Source organism: Pseudomonas sp. MH9.2 (genome assembly GCF_034353875.1).
In the GTDB taxonomy this organism is placed as follows: Bacteria; Pseudomonadota; Gammaproteobacteria; order Pseudomonadales; family Pseudomonadaceae; genus Aquipseudomonas.
The window spans coordinates 2,541,650-2,556,933 of the sequence record NZ_CP133784.1 but is presented as its reverse complement, the minus strand read 5'-3'; the positions used below and the strand labels follow the sequence as shown (position 1 = coordinate 2,556,933).

General features: G+C 59.8%; 16 protein-coding genes and 1 pseudogene. 11 read left to right on the top strand and 6 right to left on the bottom strand.

The window, feature by feature from the left end; all coding sequences use genetic code 11:
- Positions 1 to 131: 131 nt before the first annotated feature.
- From nrdR to RHM55_RS11940, 11 genes are all read left to right on the top strand, one after another.
- A complete protein-coding gene (nrdR, locus tag RHM55_RS11990) occupies positions 132 to 596 on the top strand; it encodes a transcriptional regulator NrdR (protein WP_322182286.1) in 465 nt (154 codons plus the stop codon).
- A gap of 41 nt (positions 597 to 637) precedes the next feature.
- Complete coding sequence (ribD, locus tag RHM55_RS11985; RefSeq protein ID WP_322182892.1) at positions 638 to 1,738, top strand: bifunctional diaminohydroxyphosphoribosylaminopyrimidine deaminase/5-amino-6-(5-phosphoribosylamino)uracil reductase RibD; 1,101 nt, start codon at positions 638 to 640, stop codon at positions 1,736 to 1,738.
- Between the two features lie 46 nt (positions 1,739 to 1,784).
- Complete coding sequence (locus RHM55_RS11980; RefSeq protein WP_322182284.1) at positions 1,785 to 2,453, top strand: riboflavin synthase; 669 nt, start codon at positions 1,785 to 1,787, stop codon at positions 2,451 to 2,453.
- An 18-nt stretch (positions 2,454 to 2,471) separates the two neighbouring features.
- Positions 2,472 to 3,563, top strand: a complete 1,092-nt coding sequence (gene ribBA / locus RHM55_RS11975; protein ID WP_322182282.1) for a bifunctional 3,4-dihydroxy-2-butanone-4-phosphate synthase/GTP cyclohydrolase II — start codon at positions 2,472 to 2,474, stop codon at positions 3,561 to 3,563.
- A 133-nt stretch (positions 3,564 to 3,696) separates the two neighbouring features.
- Complete coding sequence (gene ribE, locus RHM55_RS11970) at positions 3,697 to 4,173, top strand: 6,7-dimethyl-8-ribityllumazine synthase (RefSeq protein ID WP_322182280.1); 477 nt, start codon at positions 3,697 to 3,699, stop codon at positions 4,171 to 4,173.
- Positions 4,170 to 4,667 (top strand): transcription antitermination factor NusB, encoded by a 498-nt coding sequence (nusB, locus tag RHM55_RS11965; RefSeq protein WP_322182278.1) that lies wholly within the window; start codon positions 4,170 to 4,172, stop codon positions 4,665 to 4,667. The genes ribE and nusB overlap by 4 nt, the downstream gene beginning before the upstream one ends.
- A gap of 72 nt (positions 4,668 to 4,739) precedes the next feature.
- Positions 4,740 to 5,705: a thiamine-phosphate kinase gene (thiL, locus tag RHM55_RS11960; protein ID WP_322182276.1), complete on the top strand. Its 966-nt coding sequence runs from the start codon at positions 4,740 to 4,742 to the stop codon at positions 5,703 to 5,705.
- A complete protein-coding gene (locus RHM55_RS11955; RefSeq protein ID WP_322182274.1) occupies positions 5,702 to 6,205 on the top strand; it encodes a phosphatidylglycerophosphatase A in 504 nt (167 codons plus the stop codon). Before thiL ends, RHM55_RS11955 begins: the two co-directional genes overlap by 4 nt.
- A 140-nt stretch (positions 6,206 to 6,345) precedes the next feature.
- The gene (gene ribA, locus RHM55_RS11950) at positions 6,346 to 6,963 is read left to right on the top strand and encodes a GTP cyclohydrolase II (RefSeq protein WP_322182272.1); all 618 of its coding nucleotides are present in this window, start codon (positions 6,346 to 6,348) and stop codon (positions 6,961 to 6,963) included.
- Positions 6,960 to 7,379, top strand: coding sequence for an MFS transporter (locus tag RHM55_RS11945; protein WP_322182270.1), 420 nt, complete (start codon positions 6,960 to 6,962; stop codon positions 7,377 to 7,379). Before ribA ends, RHM55_RS11945 begins: the two co-directional genes overlap by 4 nt.
- Positions 7,379 to 8,191: a cobalamin-binding protein gene (locus RHM55_RS11940; RefSeq protein WP_322182268.1), complete on the top strand. Its 813-nt coding sequence runs from the start codon at positions 7,379 to 7,381 to the stop codon at positions 8,189 to 8,191. The genes RHM55_RS11945 and RHM55_RS11940 overlap by 1 nt, the downstream gene beginning before the upstream one ends.
- A gap of 304 nt (positions 8,192 to 8,495) precedes the next feature.
- On the opposite strand, the gene RHM55_RS11935 is transcribed toward RHM55_RS11940, so the two are convergent.
- The 6 genes and pseudogenes from RHM55_RS11935 to dxs form a co-directional block, all read right to left on the bottom strand.
- Positions 8,496 to 9,113, bottom strand: a complete 618-nt coding sequence (locus RHM55_RS11935; RefSeq protein ID WP_322182266.1) for a hypothetical protein — start codon at positions 9,111 to 9,113, stop codon at positions 8,496 to 8,498.
- Positions 9,113 to 9,499: a hypothetical protein gene (locus tag RHM55_RS11930; RefSeq protein ID WP_322182264.1), complete on the bottom strand. Its 387-nt coding sequence runs from the start codon at positions 9,497 to 9,499 to the stop codon at positions 9,113 to 9,115. The genes RHM55_RS11935 and RHM55_RS11930 overlap by 1 nt, the downstream gene beginning before the upstream one ends.
- A complete protein-coding gene (locus RHM55_RS11925) occupies positions 9,496 to 10,977 on the bottom strand; it encodes a hypothetical protein (RefSeq protein WP_322182262.1) in 1,482 nt (493 codons plus the stop codon). The genes RHM55_RS11930 and RHM55_RS11925 overlap by 4 nt, the downstream gene beginning before the upstream one ends.
- Before the next feature lie 38 nt (positions 10,978 to 11,015).
- Positions 11,016 to 11,159 (bottom strand): annotated as a pseudogene (gene tssD / locus RHM55_RS11920) (type VI secretion system tube protein TssD); the annotation flags it as partial.
- 183 nt (positions 11,160 to 11,342) lie between these two features.
- Entirely contained in the window at positions 11,343 to 13,226 is a 1,884-nt protein-coding gene (locus RHM55_RS11915; RefSeq protein WP_322182260.1) for a TonB-dependent receptor domain-containing protein, read from the bottom strand.
- Positions 13,227 to 13,296: 70 nt separating this feature from the next.
- Complete coding sequence (gene dxs, locus RHM55_RS11910) at positions 13,297 to 15,204, bottom strand: 1-deoxy-D-xylulose-5-phosphate synthase (protein ID WP_322182258.1); 1,908 nt, start codon at positions 15,202 to 15,204, stop codon at positions 13,297 to 13,299.
- Between the last annotated feature and the right edge of the window lie 80 nt (positions 15,205 to 15,284).

Here is a 15,284-nt window from a genome sequence, read left to right as displayed (position 1 = left end):
TATATACCGCAAACCTTGAGTATTGTCTTGCCAATGGGATGCGCCAGGAGAACGCCGCAATTAGTTGCAGCGCTGGAAATAAATGACGACTCGCCCTACCATGAGCCTCCCTTTTTTTGTTGCCTGCCACCATGCACTGTCCCTTTTGCGGTGCCAACGACACCAAGGTCATCGACTCGCGCCTCGTCGCCGAGGGCGAGCAAGTGCGTCGCCGTCGCGAATGCCTGGCCTGCGGTGAGCGTTTCACCACCTTCGAAACCGCCGAACTGGTGCTGCCACGCCTGATTAAACAAGACGGCAGTCGTCAGCCTTTCGACGAAGAAAAACTGCGCGCGGGCATGCAGCGGGCGCTGGAAAAGCGCCCGGTCAGCGTCGAACGCCTGGAAGCCGCATTGGCGCGGATCAAGCACAAACTGCGGGCGACCGGTGAGCGCGAGGTCAAATCGCTGGTGGTCGGTGAACTGGTGATGTCTGAGCTGCAGAAGCTCGACGAAGTGGCGTATATCCGCTTTGCCTCGGTTTACCGGCGCTTCCAGGACCTCAATGAGTTTCGCGAAGAAATCGACCGTCTGGCCCGCGAACCGGTGAAAGAGTGAGCCTGCCATCGACTGAGCAGAGCGCTCTGGACCACCATTACATGGCGCGCGCACTGGAATTGGCGCGCAAAGGCATTTACTCCGCGCACCCCAACCCTCGCGTGGGTTGCGTGATCGTGCGCGATGGACAGATCGTCGGCGAGGGCTGGCATGTTCGCGCCGGTGAGCCGCACGCCGAAGTGCATGCGCTGCGACAGGCGGGCGACAAGGCCCTCGACGCCACCGCTTACGTCACCCTCGAACCTTGCAGCCATCAGGGGCGGACTCCGCCGTGTGCCGATGCATTGGTCAATGCCGGGGTCGCGCGCGTGGTTGCGGCCATGCAGGACCCTAATCCTGAAGTTGCAGGCAAAGGCCTGCTGCGGTTGATGGCGGCAGGGATTTCCGTGCAGAGCGGCGTGCTCGAAGGCGAAGCCCGGGTGCTGAACAAAGGTTTCTTGAAACGCATGGAACACGGCCTGCCTTACGTGCGGGTCAAAATGGCGATGAGCCTCGACGGGCGCACGGCGATGGCCAGCGGCGAAAGCCAATGGATCACCGGCCCTGCCGCGCGTTCAGCGGTGCAGCGCTTGCGTGCGCAATCAAGTGTGGTGCTGACTGGCGCCGACACGGTGTTGGCAGACGGTGCGCGCCTGACGGTGCGTCCGGATGAGTTGGGCCTGGGTGCCGAACTGACTGCGCTGGCCGTCACCCGGCCGCCGCTGCGGGTGTTGATCGACGGGCGCTTGCGCGTGCCCCTCGACGCGCCATTCTTTCAGGCTGGCAACACGCTCGTCGTAACCTGCGCGGCGGCTGAGGCGCGTGAGCGTTATCACGACCAGGGCCATGAAATGCTGGCGTTGGCCAACAGCGAAGGGCATGTTGATTTGCGCAAGCTGATGCACGAACTGGCCGCTCGTGGCGTCAATGAAGTGCTGGTTGAAGCAGGCCCACGATTGGCTGGCGCGTTCACGCGGCTGGGGTTGGTCGATGAGTATCAGATTTTTATCGCGGGCAAGTTCCTCGGTTCAACGGCTCGGCCGCTGCTCGATCTGCCGTTGGCGCAGATGAGTGAGGCGCCAGCGCTGAAAATCGTCGAAATGCGCGCGGTGGGTGACGATTGGCGAGTGATTGCCATCCCCGTGACCGCTGGCAGCGTATAATTTCCGGCCATCGCATAGCGCTGGCCTTGTTCTCGTGGAGGACCACATGTTTACCGGCATTATCGAATCGATCGGCAGTATCCGCGCTCTGACCCCCAAAGGCGGGGATATCCGCGTTTATGTGGCCACTGGCAAGCTTGACCTCAGCGACGTAAAACTCGGCGACAGTATTGCGGTGAACGGCGTCTGCCTGACCGCCGTCGAGTTGCCCGGTGACGGCTTCTGGGCCGATGTCAGCCGCGAAACTCTCGATTGCACCGCTTTCGTCGACCTGAAGACCGGCAGTCCGGTCAATCTGGAGAAAGCCCTGACGCCGACCACGCGGCTGGGTGGTCACCTGGTCAGCGGGCATGTCGACGGTGTCGGTGAAGTTCTGTCCCGCGAAGAAAATGCGCGCGCTATCCAGTTCCGTATCCGCGCACCGCGTGAGTTGGCCAAGTACATTTCGCACAAAGGCTCGATCACCGTCGACGGCACCAGCCTGACGGTGAATGCGGTCAATGGCGCTGAGTTTGAACTGACGATTGTCCCGCACACCCTGGCTGAAACGATCATGGCCGAATACCGGCCGGGTCGTAAGGTCAACCTTGAAGTGGACTTGCTGGCGCGTTATCTGGAACGTCTGTTGCTGGGAGACAAGGCCGCAGAGCCGAGCGACTCATCAGGCGGCATCACCGAAAGCTTTCTAGCCGCCAATGGCTACCTCAAATCCTGAACCGAAAGGGGGTGCCTTGTGGCGCTCAACAGCATTGAAGAACTGGTTGAAGACATCCGCCTCGGCAAGATGGTCATCCTCATGGATGACGAAGACCGTGAGAACGAAGGCGATCTGATCATGGCCGCCGAGTGCTGCAAGGCCGAGCACATCAACTTCATGGCCAAGCATGCCCGTGGCCTGATCTGCATGCCGATGAGCCGTGAGCGTTGCGAACTCCTCAAGCTGCCGTTGATGTCGCCGCGTAATAACTCCGGTTTTGGCACCAAGTTCACGGTCTCCATCGAGGCTGCTACCGGCGTTACCACGGGTATCTCCGCTGCCGACCGCGCCCGCACGGTGCAGGCTGCTGCCGCGAAAGATGCCACGGCCGAGGATATCGTCAGTCCTGGTCATATTTTCCCGCTGATGGCTCAGGCCGGTGGCACTCTCTCGCGAGCTGGCCACACCGAGGCTGCCTGCGACCTGGCGCGCATGGCCGGTTTCGAACCGAGCGGCGTGATCTGCGAAGTGATGAACGACGACGGCACCATGTCCCGTCGCGCCGAACTCGAAACTTTTGCGGCCGAACATGGGATCAAGATCGGCACCATCGCCGACCTGATTCATTACCGGATGATCCACGAACGTACCGTTCAGCGGATTGCCGAGCAGCCTTTGGACAGCGAATTGGGCCAGTTCAATCTGGTGACCTACCGCGATTCGGTCGAAGGTGACGTGCACATGGCGCTGACCCTGGGCAACATCTGCGCCGAAGAACCGACCCTGGTTCGCGTGCACAACATGGACCCGTTGCGCGACTTGCTGATGGTCAAGCAGCCCGGCCGCTGGAGCCTTCGGGCTGCAATGGTCGCGGTCGCCGAGGCGGGCAGTGGCGTGGTGCTGTTGCTGGGTCATCCGCTCAATGGTGACGTCTTGCTCGCGCATATTCGTGACACAGCCGAAAACGTGCCGGTGAAAACCCCGACCACGTACAGCATCGTCGGTGCCGGTTCGCAGATTCTTCGTGACCTGGGCGTGCGTAAAATGCGCCTGATGAGTTCGCCAATGAAGTTCAATGCGATATCCGGTTTCGATCTGGAAGTTGTAGAATACGTGCCCTCCGAATAAAGACCGGTTGGACGCTGTGTGAAAGCCTGAAAGACTTTCACTCGTTCTGTCCGACAGTCTGTAATTGGTGGCCTAAAATCCCTCAAAGCGCGCCGATTGGGCGTGCTTGCTCTTTAAGACGAGACTCACCCGAATGACCCTGAAGACCATCGAAGGTACCTTCATCGCTCCCCAAGGCCGCTACGCCCTGGTGGTTGGCCGTTTCAACAGCTTCGTCGTCGAAAGCCTGGTGAGCGGTGCCGTTGATGCACTGGTTCGCCATGGCGTGAGCGAAAGCGACATCACCATCATCCGCGCGCCGGGTGCCTTCGAAATTCCGCTGGTAGTGCAAAAAGTTGCTCAGCGCAGCGAATACGTCGCGATCATCGCCCTGGGCGCTGTGATCCGTGGCGGTACGCCGCACTTCGAATACGTGGCAGGCGAATGCGTCAAAGGCCTGTCTCAGGTTTCCATGGAGTTTGGCGTGCCGGTATCTTTCGGCGTGTTGACGGTTGACACCATCGAGCAAGCCATCGAGCGTTCCGGCACCAAGGCCGGTAACAAAGGCGCCGAAGCTGCACTGTGTGCTATCGAAATGGTCAGCCTGCTTTCTCAGCTGGAGGCCAAATGATTTCCGACGAAAGCGACCAGTTCAACCCGCGCGACGAAAAAGATCCTGCAGTCGCCAAGAGCAAAAGCGCCAAGCGTCGCGAAGCGCGTCAGCTTGCGACTCAGGCGTTGTATCAGTGGCACATGGCTGGTCATTCGATCAATGAAATCGAGGCGCAGTTTCGCGTCGATAACGATTTCACTAATGTCGATGCCACGTATTTCAGTGAATTGCTGCACGGTGTACCGTCCAACAAGACCGAGATCGATACGGCTCTCGTGCCTTGCCTGGACATCACCCTCGAAGAGCTTGACCCGGTTGAACTGGCGATATTGCGTCTGTCCACCTACGAGCTGCTCAAGCGTGTCGACGTGCCGTATCGCGTTGTGATCAACGAAGGCATCGAGCTGGCGAAAGTCTACGGCTCCACTGACGGCCACAAATTCGTCAATGGCGTTCTGGACAAACTGGCTCCTCGCTTGCGCGAAGCCGAAGTGAAGGCTTACAAGCGCTAAGAGGCTCTGGATGAGAAGTGCCTGAGCCTTGCTTGGTACCTTTCTATTCCAGATCCCCGGCGCCTGCATCCTATGGGTGAGTTCGAGCTGATCCGCAATTTTTTCGCCGCTGCGCCGTGTGCGCAGACGGGTGAGGGAGTCGTATTGGGGATCGGCGACGACTGCGCCTTGCTGGCGGTGCCGCCCGGCGAACAGCTAGCGATTTCTACCGACACCCTGGTTGTCGGGGTGCACTTCCCCGAGGCCTGCGATCCCTTCCTGCTAGGTCAACGTGCCCTCGCGGTGGCTGCCAGCGATCTGGCCGCCATGGGCGCAACCCCACTGGCATTCACCCTCGCCCTGACACTGCCCGACGTCGATCCTGACTGGCTGCAAGCCTTTGCGCACGGTCTGAACCTGATGGCGCAGAGCTGCTCGCTGAGCCTGGTGGGTGGCGACACCACCCGTGGGCCATTGAGCCTGACCATGACCGTGTTTGGACGCGTTCCTGCGGGTCAGGCGCTGACCCGCAGTGGCGCTCGACCGGGTGATCTACTGTGTGTCGGTGGTCCACTGGGCGATGCGGCGGGAGCGTTGCCATTGGTGTTGAACCAGCGCAGTGCCGAGGCCTCTATCGCTCACGCGTTGCTGGCGCAATACTGGTCGCCGCAGCCACAGTTGGCGCTGGGTCTGGCCTTGCGCGGCAAGGCCACGGCGGCGCTGGATATCTCCGATGGGCTATTGGCCGATTGTGGGCATATTGCCTTGGCCTCCGGCGTGCGTGTGGTGGTCGAGCGCGATGCGTTGCCTCTGTCAGCCCCCCTCACAACGTTTCTTGGGCTGGAAGCAGCTCGGAACGCGGCGCTTAGCGGGGGCGATGATTATGTCCTGGCGTTTACGCTGCCAGCGTCGCAACTGGCCGGGCTGCTCGCCGCCGGATTTTCGGTGCATGTGGTCGGTCGGGTTGTGGCGGGGCAGGGTGTGGCCTTGATCGATGGCGCTGGGCAGGACGTCACTCCGTCGACACGGGGCTATCAACATTTTCGGGAGACTCCGTGACAGATCATCCAAAGCAGGTCCCTGCGGATCAGGTTCCACCCTCGGTGTGGACCAATCCCTGGCATTTTCTGGCGTTCGGTTTCGGCTCCGGTACGCTGCCCAAGGCGCCAGGTACCTGGGGCTCCCTGGTCGCCCTGCCGTTCATTCCTCTGTGGCAAATGCTGCCCGATTGGGGCTATTGGCTGATGCTGGGCATCACCATGCTGTTCGGCTTCTGGCTGTGCGGCAAGGTCGCCGATGACCTGCGTGTGCACGACCACGAAGGCATCGTCTGGGACGAAATGGTCGGAATGTGGATAACCCTTTGGCTGGTACCGGAAGGATGGTACTGGTTGTTGGCGGGGTTTTTGATGTTCCGCTTCTTCGACATTCTCAAGCCGTGGCCGATTCGCTGGATCGATCAAAACGTACACGGCGGCGTGGGAATCATGCTCGACGATGTGCTGGCCGGCGTTTTTGCCTGGCTGGGGATGCAGGCGCTCATGTGGGCATTCGCTTAAACGTCTCAGGCGTCTGCGAATGACTGATCGAGTCTATCGATCTTGATAGGTGATAATTCAGCCTAAGCGTGTGTCAGACGCTGCTGTTACAATGCTGTCTCTGCGAATCTCCAGTCCTCAATATGATCAGGAGCACAACGGTGCCCGTCGTCTTTGTTGCCGCTTCCAAGCTACCCACCCCTTTTGCGCAATTTACCATGCACGGTTTTCTCGAGCAGGCAACCGGGCGTGAGCACCTCGTACTCAGCCTCGGTGATGTGGCTGATGGCGAGCCAGTGCTGGGCCGATTGCATTCCGAGTGCCTGACCGGTGATGCCCTGTTCAGTCAGCGCTGCGACTGCGGCTCGCAACTGGAAGCTGCGTTGCGTGCCATTGCTGCTGAAGGTCGCGGCGTGTTGCTGTATCTGCGACAGGAAGGCCGCGGCATTGGTTTGCTGAACAAAATCCGCGCCTATGAGTTGCAGGACGGCGGCGCCGACACCGTTGAAGCCAACGAACGTCTGGGCTTCGCCGCCGATCAGCGTGATTACGCGATCTGCCTGCCGATGCTCGAACACATGGGTGTCAAATCCCTGCGCTTGATGACGAACAACCCGCGTAAGGTCAAAGCCTTGACCGACATGGGGATTACCGTTGCCGAGCGCGTGCCGCTGCACACCGGGCATAACCCGCACAACAAAGTCTACCTGGCGACCAAGGCCGGCAAGCTCGGCCACATGATGGGCAACGAGCATCTGGACGAGGCAGATCGCGCGTGACGCGCAGTAATGTGCGTCGTCGCCTGGCACTGGCCTGGTGGTGGCAACTGTTCCTGACGCTGGCGCCGCTGGTGGTGGTCAACGGGTTTTTCGGCCGCAACGAAGCCATTATTCCGGTGTTGGCAATGCCGATTTTTATTGCCGGCATCGCATCGATGTTTGTCAGTTTGCGCTTCTTTGGCGCCTACAAACGCGCCTTGATCGCCACAGAAAAATCCCTGAATAGCCCTGAAGAACCTGCTGCCTGGATCGAACTCGCCGCCCGTCGTCGCACCGCATTTCTTGCTGCCGGCCTGCCGGCATGGATCTCCGCCTTGGCAGTATTCGTCGGGCTGGAGGCGGTGCCGTTGTTCCTGCTGGCGTTTTCCAGCGTGGTGCTGCTGTACCTCTATCGCATCCCCCGCCAATTGGGCTGATGAACCGGCTCTTCGCTTGCCTGCTGCTGGCGTTCGTCAGTCCGGCACAGGCTGTCGAACGTGTGGTCAGCCTCGCACCATCACTCACTGAAATCGTTGTCGAACTGGGCGCAAGCGACCTGCTGGTCGGCGTGCTCGATGGCGGCGAACGTCCGCCCGAGGTGGCCGGGCTGCCATCAGTCGGTCGCTACGGCCAGTTGGAAATGGAGCGTCTGCTCAGCCTCAAGCCTGATTTGTTGTTGCTCTGGCCCGGCAGTGTCGGGGTTGCCCAGCGCACGCAATTAACGCACCTGGGTATCCCGACCTATACCGTCGAACCGCAAAGTCTCGACCAGTTGGCGGCTCAGTTTGAGCACGTCGCGGCGCAGTTGGGGCGCGCGGAAGCCGGACAACGAATGGCTCAGGTGTTCAGCACCCGGTTGAACGCACTGCGTCAGCGTTACCGACGAGAGGTGCCGTTGCGGGTGTTCTACCAAGTGTGGGATCGCCCGCTGTACACCGTTGGCGGCGGGCAGATCATCAGCGATGCGCTGAAGGTGTGCGGGGGTGAAAACGTGTTCGCCGACCTGCCGCTGGCGGCACCGCAGATCAGCCTGGAGTCGGTGTTGCAACGCAATCCCGATGTCATCCTGGCAAGCAGCACCGCACAGCTCGATGCCTGGCGCGTGTGGCCGCAGATCGCAGCCGTTGCTCATGGGCAACTGTTACAGATTCCGGACAACGGCCTGGAGCGACCCAGCGGGCAGATGCTCGATGCCATCGAAAAGCTTTGCGAAAGCATGGCGCTCTACACCAACGGAACCAAGCGCTGATCCCCGCAGGAGATCCCGTCCCGTTTTTGTGCCGCAATCATTGTTCCCAACCAGTGCCGCAATCTCGACTCGGTTGAACGAACCCAGCGCCGGTAAACAGCCATGTACCCGAAGTGTTAAACAAGACCAGATTTGGCTACCGCTGCGAGCCCACACATCACCAATAGCAGTCCCCAGCCGGTCCGATGCAAAATGATCAGTTTGCGTTTAAGGTCGGTAGGACAGTTCTTTAGATCCTCCGCGCTAGCCCCTCCAAAATCGATTAAACCGACACGGAGGAAGATTTTGTCAGCAGTACTTACGCTCATTGAATGACCTCGTAAATTGCTTCTCCTATTAGTTCACCTCCCATCCCTCCGATAGCACCCGCTGCGAAAGAGCCTCCTCCGATTACCACAATGCCGCATACAAGCGTTCCTACCCAAGCAGTGGGCACCCCGAGAGCAACACAGATAGCGCCAGTCCCAGCAGCGCCTAAATACGCACCAACGGCAGCACCCCCTGTAACCCCGCCGATAAAACCTCCGCCTTCGGTGTATTTCACTTTTTCGCAGGCCTCGGTATTGCCCGCCGTGCACACGTCTTGAACTTTCATGTACGAGGCGCCGCCGCCGACGGCGGTGCCGACCCAGCCACCGTATTTGACGTACTGGGAAGCCTTGGCGACGGCGCCTATGCGGGTGGCGTAGCCGGGATTCTGGCCGAATCCGCCCGCTCGCCCCGCGCGATTTACCAGGCTGCGGCTGGAAATACCCAAGGCAGTTTTTAGCTTCGGGTGGTCGGGGAAGCCGATGCTTTTTTTGGTCAGCGAGGTGAGTTGGGTATTGAGCGGAGCAAACAGCTCCTTGCGCTTGGCAAAAAACTCGGGTGAACGCAGATGTCCATGCTTCTCAAAGGTGCTTGTATGTAAGGACTGAAGCACTAGCCACGACCGAACATGGCGTATACCCCAAGTCCACACATTACCAATAGGAGCGCCCAACTGACCCACTGCATAACAACCAGTTTGTGTTTTAAGGCAGCCGGGAAATTTTTTAGGTCCTCGGCGCTTGCCGCTCCATTGCGGAGAAAAACACTAGGCACGACCATCAGCCCCATTATTAACCCAAATACATGCAGGCGCCCCCAAGGGCCCGTATCTATTAAAAACACGCGAATCATAACCGCGGGGCAGTTTTTCAGGTGAACCAACATCAGGTCCATCCTGGTGTAGGCCAGATGCAGCGCTATACCAATCCAAATGAAAAGCCCTCCAAAATCGATTAAACCGACGCAGAGGAAAATTTTGTCAGCGGTACTCACGCTCATTTGGTGGCCTCGTAGATTACTTCACCTATTGCGTCACCGCCCTTCCCTCCAAGAGCACCTGCTGCAAAAGAAACTCCGCCGACTCCTACGACGACCACAAGGCCACACATAAGAGTTCCTACCCCGGCAGTGGGCGGCCCGATAGCGGCGCAGATAGCGCCAGTCCCAACAGCGCCTAAAGCCGCACCAGCGGCAACACCACCCGCGACCCCACCTGCAAAGCCCCCACCTTCGGTGTATTTCACCTTTTCACAAGCCTCGGCATCACCCGCTCTACACACGTCTTGAACCTTCATGTACGAGGCGCCACCGCCGACAGCGGTGCCGACCCAGCCTCCGTATTGGACGTACTTGGAGGCCTTGGCCACGGCGGTAATGCGAGTGGCATAGCCGGGGTTCTGGCCGAACCCGCCCGCTCTTCCTGCGCGATGCACCAGGCTGCGGCTGGAAATACCCAGAGCAGTTTTCAGCTTCGGGTGGTCGGGGAAGCCGATGCTTTTCTTGGTCAGCGAGGTGAGTTGGGTATTGAGCTGAGCAAACAGCTCCTTGCGCTTGGCAAAAAACTCGGGTGAACGCAGGTGTCCATGCTGCTCAAAGGTGCGCGTATGCAAGGCTTCTATCTTTTTCAGCAGAAGTTTCACTTCGTCCAGATTCTTGGCGAAAACCGCCGTTCCTACGCCGACCGCAGTGGCGCCATGCGTGAGGAAGGATTCGATTTCGTCACGGTGGCGGGCCATGAAATCCGCTTCTTCCGGGCTAAGGTCCGCCAACGCCTGATTCACCCTGCGTGCCGTTTCCATCAGCAGCGCTTCTTCGCGGGTGCATCGTGGATTTTCGGGATCGCTTAGCACGATCATCTGCCCCGCTTTTACCTGATCCAACCCAGGGTTAAGGGCCCTGAATTTGGCAATCACGGCCGGGTTGCGTGAGGTGAACAGCTGCGCTTCCAGCTGTTCCGCCGTTGTGCTCTTGGGGACGATGTAGAACCCTGGGTCGTGTAGCTCGATGGGCTCTGGCCATTGTTCTCGGGGGAAAAACTTATACGTTTCGACGGGAGGTGGCGGGGCTGCCGCTTGTGTTGTGCGCTGAGCCTTCTCATCAGGCGTGTTGAGGTGTTGAGCATGGACAAAGCGCAATAAGCGCTCGGGGTCGGGTTGTAATACGGGTTGGGTGAGTCTGTATGCCGGGATGCGCTTGACCGCATCGCTTATTGCAACGTGGCCGTTGCGTACCACGGCCTGTGCCTGGTTTAACAGGTCGTTCCGTTCTTGCAGCAGTGCCTGTATGCCTTGTTCGGGGGTTTTATGGCCGAGCTCGACATCATCGACAATGCGCTTTGCGTAATAGGCCACTTCCCGATTGAAGTGCACACGCGGCATGCCGTGGCTAAGGTGGCGAGCACTGAGGCTATGGGCTTGCGCCAGCACTTGGCCCGCAGCTTGGTGGACATCCCAGAGGTCATAACGGTTGGGGTTCATCCCTCTTTACCCCAAAAGCTATAACCGCTGGTCCCGGCCAAGGTGTGGTTGCAAGACAGCACCATTATTTCATCGGTATGGTCTGACTGATATTTGTTGCCCATGGAATCCTGAGTTGAGCAGCCCGCTGAAATCAGCCCTTGAGTCTCGCCTGCCAGGGTCATGTAACCGTGATTAGCCATACGCGTAAGTCCTTTTCTTCGCTGGCTGGACAGTCTATTGCCAAGGGGGGCAAGTCGGTTGTAGGAGGCTTCCGAATATAGAGAAGGAGGAGGGAGCCACGGAACAACATCAGGCTTATGTTGGTTTTGGTTTCATTGCGCCTCCAGACTTTCAGGGCAAGTCGGCTGGGCGCTGAGTGGTGGCTACAACTCCGGTGTCCAGGTCAAACTCAGCATCCAGGTGCGGCCTTCTTCGCGATAGCCGTAGTTGTTGCCTTCGAAGCTGTAGAGCGTTCGACTGTAGCGTCTGTCCAGAGCGTTATCGAGTTTCAGTTCCAGTTTGACTTCATTACTCGCCGCCCAACTGCTGCGCAAGCCGAACAGGGCGTAACCGCCGATGGGCTGCAGGTTGTTCTCGTCGTTGTAGCTGTGGCTGATGGCTTGCCAGGTGGCGCCCAGGCCCAGCCGGTCGAATTGACGATCCATATCCAGGCTGAACGTGCGTCGGGCACGGCGGCTCAGGGTATGGCCGGTGTCACGGTTGCGCGGGTCGATAATCGCCAGCCCCAAGCTGCTTTGCCAGCCGAACAGCTCTTGATGCAGCGCGGCTTCGAAGCCGTTGATTCGTGCCGAGGCGAGGTTTTGCGGGCGGTAGTTGCTGTCCAGCTCAATTTCGTCCTGCAAGTCGGTGCGGTACAGCGATGCTTCCAGGCGACTGGCCTCGGTCAGGCGGCTGCGCCATTGCAGTTCGTAGCTTTTTGAATGCTCGGGCTTCAGGTTGGGATTGCTGAAGTCGGGGTAGTACAGGTCGTTAAAGGTCGGTGCACGAAACCCTTCGCTGTACGAAAGCAGCACATCGTTGTCGGGATTAATCGGCACCGTCAGCGTGCCGCTCCAGGTGTTCTGTCCGCCGAACTGCTGGTTCTGATCATGACGGAGCCCAAGCTCCGTTGAAAAATGTTCGCTCTGATAGCGATGCTGGATAAACGCGGCACGATTCCAGCGGCTGTCTTCATCGAATACCGTGCTGCTGTTGACCCGATCTTCGTACCAATCGGTGCCCAGTATCAGGCTGTGCCGATCATTGAGCGTCAGGGTGTTCTGCCAGTTGGCCGAGTCCCTGTAGGTATTGAAGACGCTGCGGTCGTCGCTGAGCGTGTCGAGGGACGTGTCGCGGTTTTCGCTGTGGCCCAGCTCCAGGCGGGATTTCCAGCGCTCGGTGAGTCGCACGTCGAAATAGGTACTGACGCTGCTCAGGTCGAACTTGCTGTAGGGCTTTTGCCCGACGCTGCTCTGCGTGGCGGGATCATAGCGGCCGAAGCTGTTATCGAACTCGGTCTTGCCGCGGTTATCCAGCAGGTTCAGGCCGATCTCGATGTCGTCGCCGAGCTGATGGCTGAGGTTCAGGTTCAGCGATTTGTTGCGATAGGCATCGTCATCGCCGTCGCTGGCGAAAGACCGCTGGGACCGGTTGAACCCGGCGGTTTCATCAAGGCTGACGCCAAGGTTGAAATGCGTCTGCTGATCGCCCCCGGACAGTCCCATGCTGTGCTGCCAGCTATTATTGCTGCCGTAACCCACCTTTAACCGTGGCTTAAGTCCCTGCTCGGCGCCACGCCGGGTAAAGATCTGAATCACCCCGCCAATCGCGTCTGCGCCGTAGATCACCGAGCGTGAGCCGCGCAGCACTTCCACCCGCTCGATCTGATCGACGCTGAGAAACTGCAGATTGCTGTCAGCCGAGGTGGCATTGGCGATGCGTTGTCCGTCGACCAGTACCAGGCTCTGCGCCGACTTGGTCCCGCGAATGAAAATCCCCGGGAGGCTGCCGCGACCGCCGCTCGGTGCGACTTGCACGCCGGGCACGCGGCTGAGCAGGTCGTTGACGCTGCTGGGTTGCAGGCGCTCGATGTCTTCGCGGGTGAATACGCTGCTCGCGGCGCTGCTGGTACTGCGCTCTTCAACCTGGCGGTTGGCGCTGATCAGCATGTCCGGCAGTTTCAGCGCGGCATCGCGTTCAAGGGTCTCGGCCAGCGCATGCGTGGCGGGGAATAACGAAAGGGTCAGGGCAAGGCGGCGCAGAGTCATAAAGGTCGCATAATGCAAAGCCGACGCACGACCCGGGTTAACGAGTGTGCGTCGTTTCAGAGGGGCAGGCTTAGCGTGAAGCCTGTTCGATCAGGTGCAGACGCTGTTGGATCGATGCTTCGATACCCGGCGCATCCAGCCCGCATTCAGCCAGCATTTGCGCAGGCTTGGCGTGCTCGACGTAGCTGTCCGGCAAGCCCAGGTGCAGCACCGACTTGAGGATGTTTTCGCGGGCGAGAAACTCGCTGACCGCAGCGCCCGCGCCACCCATGATCGCGTTCTCTTCGATCGTTACCAGCAAGGTATGACTGGCCGCCATCTCTCGAACCAGCGCTTCATCCAGTGGTTTGACGAAACGCATGTCGACGACGGTGGCATCCAGCGTTTCGGCGACCTTGAGGGCTTCGGCCAGTTGCACGCCAAACACCAGTATCGCGACGTTCTGACCGATGCGACGCACCACGCCTTTGCCGATTTTCAGCGGTTCAAGGCTGCTGTCGATCAGCGCATTCGGGCCGGTGCCGCGTGGGTAACGCACCGCCGCCGGGCCTGAATGCAGGAAACCGGTGCTGAGCATTTTGCGCAGTTCATTCTCGTCGCTGGGGGTCATGACCAGCATGCCGGGAATGCAGCGCAGGTAAGACAGATCGAAGCTGCCAGCGTGGGTCGGACCGTCTTCACCCACCAGACCTGCGCGGTCGATGGCGAACAGCACGTCGAGGTTCTGCACGGCCACGTCATGGATCAACTGGTCGTAGCCGCGTTGCAGGAAGGTGGAGTAGATCGCCACCACCGGCTTGGCGCCTTCGCAGGCCATGCCCGCCGCCAGCGTGACCGCATGCTGCTCGGCGATGGCGACGTCGAAGTAGCGCGCCGGGTAGCGTTCGCTGAACTCGACCAGGTCCGAGCCTTCTTTCATGGCGGGCGTTATGCCGACCAGGCGTGGGTCGGCCTGGGCCATGTCGCACAGCCATTGGCCAAACACACCGGAATACTTCGGCCCGCTGGCTTTTTTCGGTGCAACGGCCGGGGCGTCCAGAGGCTCGAGCTTGGTAATCGCGTGGTAGCCAATCGGGTCCGCTTCCGCCGGGGCGAAACCTTTGCCTTTTTTGGTGACCACGTGCAGGAACTGTGGGCCTTTGAGGTCACGCATGTTGCGCAGCGTCGCGATCAGCGTCGGCAGGTCATGGCCGTCGATCGGGCCGATGTAGTTCCAGCCTAGCTCTTCGAACAAGGTGCCGGGGACCAGCATGCCTTTGGCATATTCTTCGGTACGACGGGCGATTTCCCACGCGCCAGGCAAGCGCGACAGCACTTTTTTGCTGCCTTCACGCATGCTTGCGTAAGTGCGGCTCGAGAGGATTTTCGCCAGGTAATTCGACAGCCCGCCGACGTTGCGCGAGATCGACATGTCGTTGTCGTTGAGGATCACCAGCATGTCGGCGGCCACTTCCGGCGCATGGTTCAGCGCCTCGAAGGCCATACCGGCTGTCAGGGCGCCGTCACCGATCACGGCGATGGACTTGCGCGAACTGCCTTGCAGGCGGGAAGCCAGGGCCATGCCCAGCGCTGCGCTGATGGACGTGCTGGAGTGGCCAACACCAAAGGTGTCGTACTCGCTCTCGCTGCGACGCGGGAAGGCTGCGATGCCGTCCTTCTGACGCAGGCTGCCCATCCGGTGCCGACGGCCCGTGAGAATTTTGTGTGGGTAGGCCTGATGGCCCACGTCCCAGACCAGGCGGTCGTCCGGGGTATCGAAGACGTAGTGCAGCGCGATAGTCAGCTCGATGACACCCAGGCCGGCACCAAAATGCCCGCCGGTCTGGCCGACGGTGTAGAGCAACTCCTGGCGCAGTTCATCAGCCAGGGTTTCCAACTCAGCCTCACCCAACCGACGCAAGCCGTCCGGCGTTGCCGCGCGGTCGAGCAGGGGCGTAGTGGGGCGCTCGCGGGGAATCTCTTTGAACGTCGTGGGCATCAGGCGAATCGTTATAAGTAAAAGAGGCGGCAGTTTACCTGATGCAGCGCAAGCTGCCCACGAAGCACGGCAGAGGATGA

Bases quoted from the DNA above. Each gene is read 5' to 3' on its own strand.
- nrdR (WP_322182286.1), top strand. From the start codon at position 132: ATGCACTGTCCCTTTTGCGGTGCCAACGACACCAAGGTCATCGACTCG.
- ribD (WP_322182892.1), top strand. From the start codon at position 638: ATGGCGCGCGCACTGGAATTGGCGCGCAAAGGCATTTACTCCGCGCAC.
- RHM55_RS11980 (WP_322182284.1), top strand. From the start codon at position 1,785: ATGTTTACCGGCATTATCGAATCGATCGGCAGTATCCGCGCTCTGACC.
- ribE (WP_322182280.1), top strand. From the start codon at position 3,697: ATGACCCTGAAGACCATCGAAGGTACCTTCATCGCTCCCCAAGGCCGC.
- nusB (WP_322182278.1), top strand. From the start codon at position 4,170: ATGATTTCCGACGAAAGCGACCAGTTCAACCCGCGCGACGAAAAAGAT.
- thiL (WP_322182276.1), top strand. From the start codon at position 4,740: ATGGGTGAGTTCGAGCTGATCCGCAATTTTTTCGCCGCTGCGCCGTGT.
- RHM55_RS11940 (WP_322182268.1), top strand. From the start codon at position 7,379: ATGAACCGGCTCTTCGCTTGCCTGCTGCTGGCGTTCGTCAGTCCGGCA.
- RHM55_RS11930 (WP_322182264.1), bottom strand. From the start codon at position 9,499: ATGAGCGTGAGTACCGCTGACAAAATTTTCCTCTGCGTCGGTTTAATC.
- RHM55_RS11925 (WP_322182262.1), bottom strand. From the start codon at position 10,977: ATGAACCCCAACCGTTATGACCTCTGGGATGTCCACCAAGCTGCGGGC.
- RHM55_RS11915 (WP_322182260.1), bottom strand. From the start codon at position 13,226: ATGACTCTGCGCCGCCTTGCCCTGACCCTTTCGTTATTCCCCGCCACG.
- dxs (WP_322182258.1), bottom strand. From the start codon at position 15,204: ATGCCCACGACGTTCAAAGAGATTCCCCGCGAGCGCCCCACTACGCCC.